6 protein-coding genes are annotated in these 4,091 nt (G+C 72.6%); 5 read left to right on the plus strand and 1 reads right to left on the minus strand.

Going from position 1 to position 4,091, the window contains the following annotated elements:
* The first annotated feature begins 43 nt into the window (after nucleotides 1-43).
* Nucleotides 44-571, plus strand: a complete 528-nt coding sequence (locus ACG2DA_RS21915; RefSeq protein WP_395258702.1) for a hypothetical protein — start codon at nucleotides 44-46, stop codon at nucleotides 569-571.
* Between the two features lie 532 nt (nucleotides 572-1,103).
* Nucleotides 1,104-1,649, plus strand: a complete 546-nt coding sequence (locus ACG2DA_RS21920) for a hypothetical protein (RefSeq protein ID WP_395258704.1) — start codon at nucleotides 1,104-1,106, stop codon at nucleotides 1,647-1,649.
* Between the two features lie 120 nt (nucleotides 1,650-1,769).
* Here ACG2DA_RS21920 and ACG2DA_RS21925 read toward each other — a convergent pair whose 3' ends face one another.
* On the minus strand, nucleotides 1,770-1,910 hold the full coding sequence (locus ACG2DA_RS21925; RefSeq protein ID WP_395258706.1) for a hypothetical protein: 141 nt from the start codon (nucleotides 1,908-1,910) through the stop codon (nucleotides 1,770-1,772).
* 454 nt (nucleotides 1,911-2,364) lie between these two features.
* Between ACG2DA_RS21925 and ACG2DA_RS21930 the strand changes: the two genes are divergently transcribed.
* The 3 genes from ACG2DA_RS21930 (at nucleotide 2,365) to ACG2DA_RS21940 (ending at nucleotide 3,444) form a co-directional block, all read left to right on the plus strand.
* Nucleotides 2,365-2,832 carry a hypothetical protein gene (locus ACG2DA_RS21930; RefSeq protein ID WP_395258708.1) on the plus strand — a complete coding sequence of 156 codons (468 nt, stop codon included), beginning with the start codon at nucleotides 2,365-2,367 and terminating at the stop codon, nucleotides 2,830-2,832.
* A gap of 160 nt (nucleotides 2,833-2,992) precedes the next feature.
* On the plus strand, nucleotides 2,993-3,121 hold the full coding sequence (locus ACG2DA_RS21935; protein ID WP_395258710.1) for a hypothetical protein: 129 nt from the start codon (nucleotides 2,993-2,995) through the stop codon (nucleotides 3,119-3,121).
* A gap of 5 nt (nucleotides 3,122-3,126) precedes the next feature.
* Nucleotides 3,127-3,444, plus strand: a complete 318-nt coding sequence (locus ACG2DA_RS21940) for a hypothetical protein (protein WP_395258712.1) — start codon at nucleotides 3,127-3,129, stop codon at nucleotides 3,442-3,444.
* Nucleotides 3,445-4,091 lie beyond the last annotated feature (647 nt).

A 4,091-nucleotide genomic window follows, 5' to 3' on the forward strand; every position in this document is an offset into this window, starting at 1 on the left:
GATCCCGGCCGCGTCCCCGTTGCTCCCTTCAAGGACTGACCCGATGAAGTTCCCCGCCGCCCTGACCGCCCTCGCCTTGACGACCGCCGTCGTCGGGTGCAGCCCCGAGGAACCCGCCGACGACGCGGCGCTCGTCACGGCCGACGAACACGCCGACGACGGGCACGCCCCCGCCGGCGAAGCCCGGGACCACTCCGGCGAGCACGGGCACGGCGCCGGCCCGCACGGCGGCACGGTCGCCGACTGGGGCGGCGGCACGTACCACCCCGAGTTCCTCGTCGACCACGACAAACAGCAGGCGACGGTCTACATCTACGGCCCGGACGAGCGGACGCCGACCCCGCTCCCCGCCGAGTCGATCCGCCTCACGATCGTGGAGCCGGAGATCGACGTCGAACTGACCGCCTCCCCGCAGGAGGGCGACCCGGAGGGGAAGGCGTCGCGGTTCGTCGGGACCGACCCGGCCTTCGGCGAGGTCCGCGAGTACGAGGGCACGGTCAGCGGCCTCGTCGACGGCACGCCCTACACCGGGGACTTCGAGGAGGTCGCCCACGCCTCCAGCGAGGAATAATTCAAGCCGTGCGTTCGACGATCGTCATCCCGCCCCCGACGCCCCCGCCGATCGGCTCGGGATCGTCGGGGGCGCGTTATCAGAGCGTTCGCTGCGGTGGAGAGCCCCCGTCGCCGGCCTCATGGTCGCGGCGGCGTCCGAACTGGCGGACCGCGATCCCCGCTTCGGGGCGCCGGCGCTGACGCCGCCCCTGACGAACGTGATCGCGTTCGTCGCCGTCTGGCAGAAGGAGGGCGACCTGCCGCGACCGGACCGCTGGCCCGGGAGACCCCCGTGCTCGTCCCGCTCGGCCTGCCGTTCTTCGTCCCGCTGGCCCTCGCCCCGCGGTCCGGCTCTCGTTCCGGCCCGCCTTCGGCCTCGGTCTGACACCGGCGACCGCCGCGATCGCGGCGTGGTTCGTCTTCCGCCCCCGCCCGGAGTGGAACTGAACCCGCGGCCCCGGCGCCCGTGTTGCACGTGAGGCCCCCTCGGCGCCGGTCGATATCGCCCGGCGCCTCCATACATCACGAAAATAATAATTCCGGAGCCGATCATGCCGCGTCTCAAGATCGCCCTTCTGCTCGTCGCCGGTTCGATCGTCGCGGCCGACGTGGCCGCCGCCCAACCTCCTTGGGTGGAACGGGCCCAACGCCAGAAGGAGTTCGAAAAGAATCTCCGCGAGCAGGCCCGCGAGACGGCGAAGCGGCGGGCGGAGTTTGAGCGGGAGGCCCGCAAGCGGCAACAGGAGGCGTTCAAACAGCAGACCGAGGCGCTGCGGGAGGCGGAGAAGCGGGAGGCGGAGCGGCTGCGGGAACTGTCGAAACGGGAGCAGGAACGGGATCGCGAACGGTCCGCCGCCCCCTTCGTCGGCCCGCCGCCGCCGCCTGGGGCGTACGGGGCGTACGGGGCGTACGGGCGGCACGACCGCGACCGTTCGCCCTATACCCCTTACGATCCGGCGTTCGGCGGGGCCATGCCGTCTCCGTACGGCGACGGGATCTGGTCCCGTTTCGGCGCCCCCCCGGGACCGTCGTTCCCGCCCGGCTCCTACGCCCCGTACCCCCTCGGCGAACCGCGGTTCCGGCCCGCCCCCGACTGAACCGCGTCGGAGGAGCAGGCCGCCGGCGGGCCGACGCCGCCGGGCCCGCCGCGAGCTAATTGGAAAATCCCGCCCCGCCCCGCCCGGACCCGGGCCGGGCGGAGTTCTCCGCAAAGTCAGTCAGCGCTCGGCCCGCTCCTTCAGCCCATCGATCGCCTCGCTCGCCGGCCGGCGGTTCAGTTCCTCCGCGGTCGTCAGGCCGAACCGCCGCCAGAGTTCTTCGGTCAATTCGACGCCGGCCTTCCGGCCGAAGACGTGCAAGGCCCGGACCTGCTTCCACGGTTCCGACAGGAAGGCCCGTCGCGACGACGATCGGGAGCTGAACGCGGACGAACCGTTCCCCGGTGCCGTCCGGGCCGTTGCGTTCGCCCATGCCGTCGATGATCGGGTCGCCGCCGCAGAAGACGCGGGACTGTCCGAGCGGCTTCCCGTTCACGGCGCCCTCCCGGCGGCGACGGGGACGGGCACGATTCCAGCACAGGGGAGGGACCGTCAAGGGTCGCCGTCCGCCGCACGAACGTCGGCACGCCGAAGACGGCCCCGGAGACGCTGCAGGACGCCCCTGCCGCCCGAGACGGCCTCCGCCCCGCGTGAGACCGTCGCGGGGACGCACGCGAGAGCGGAGGCGGGCTGGAACCGGGCGGACGGGTCGGGCTGCTGCCCGATGGGCTACGCTGGCGCCGATTTCTCGCACTCCCCCCGGACGGCCCCCGCCGTGTTCTCCCGCAACGTCGCCCTCGTCCTCGTTCTGTCCGCGGCGTGCGGCTGCCGTCCGAACCCTGAGGCGGACTCGCCGGCGGTCCCCGAGGCGTTCCCCGGCGATCCGGACGGCTTCCCTGGCCACCGCGATGGCTTCGACCCCGATCCGTCGGCGCCCGCAGCTTCCGTCCCGGTCGATCGATCCGCCGAGGGCGACGTGGTGGTGGCGACATGGAATAGCGGCCCCCTGTTCTCCGTCGCCGACGCCGAAGCCCGTTCCGACGACTTCGCCGCCCTCGCCGCGGACGTGCAACCGAACGTGCTGCTGCTGGACGAGATCACCTCGCTGGAGGTCGCCCGAACGGTCGCCGAGGCGATGAGGATGCCGGCCGGTGCCGAGCACGTCGTCGTCAGCGACTTCAACCTGAACGACGACGCCCAGTACAGCAGCCTGGAGGCGGCGATCCTTCCCGATATCCGCTGACGAACGCCGTCAAGTTCGACCGCGGGACGGACGGCAACGGCCGGCCGGGGCATCCCCCGGAGCGGAAGCTGGAGCGGGTCGATCTGGACGGCGTAGCCGACATGGGCGCGGGCCGGGCTTCCTCGCCGCGGAGGTCCCGGAGCTGGGAATCGTGGCGGTCGTGACGCACCTGAAGTCCTCCGGCGGCCGATCGGGCGACAGCGACCGGGACGACGCCCGCAAGCGGGAGATTGTCGCCGCGGCGATGGCCCGGCACGTCGCCGAGCGGATGGCGGACGATCCGAACTGACGGCCGTGGTCGGCGGGGACTTCAACGTCGGCGAGACCGACCCGGCGAAGAGCGGGACGAACCCGGCCGACGAAGAGACGGGCACCCACGTCCTGCTGGTCGGCGGGCTGGTGGACGGGCTGCGGCTGCGGAGCCTGTCCCGCGACATGGGCAACACCTACGACGACGCCCCAGGGGACGGCGTCTTCCCGTACGCCGACTCCGGGGCGATCGACGTGTTGGACGTCGGCGGGGCGGCGGAAGAACAGTTCAGCGAATCCCGCCGCGGGAGCGACACGTTCGGCAGCGACCACGACCCGGTCTGGACCGTGCTGGCGCCGTGAACGATCCGGCCGACGTCCCGACCGCCGCCGGCCGCCGGCCGCCGGGCGTGGCGGCTGGTCCGCACGCTCGCCCTGCCGTGGGCCGTCTGCGGGGGGCTGTTGTGGGCGCTCGTCGGACTGACGCCGGCGTGGGACAGCCTGAACGTCGATCGGGGACCGAACATGGCGAACGGACTCGTCGCCGACGTGACCGCGATTTTCGCTACACCCCTGAGTCCGGCCAGTTTGTCCGTGACCTGGCGCCCCCGCGATTATTACCTCGGCTGTTTGCACCCCTTGAGAAGGCGGGGCGCCATCTTGGACCCCCTCGACCTCGGGGGGCGGCGCCCCCCCGGGGTTCGGTTGACGCTGGCGGGTACCGACGGGGGGCGGGGTGGTTTGCTGCACCTCAGCCTTTGGCGGCTGCTCCCGACCCCGCTGCTGTGGAGCGGCTTCAACCTGCGGCGGTGGGTCCGCCGGGGAAGCAATTCATGACCGACGCACCGGTCACCGCCGGCCGACGGGTCTGGGCGCTGACGTGGCGGCTCGCCCTGCCGTGGGCCGTCTGCGGCGGGGCCCTTTGGCTGCTGGTCGCGGCGACGCCGGGTATGAAGTCCGTCGACGGCTTCGTTCGGGACGATCTGACCTCTGGCCTCGCGGTCGTACCC

This window comes from Alienimonas sp. DA493, from assembly GCF_043951915.1.
Classification (GTDB): Bacteria; Planctomycetota; Planctomycetia; order Planctomycetales; family Planctomycetaceae; genus Alienimonas.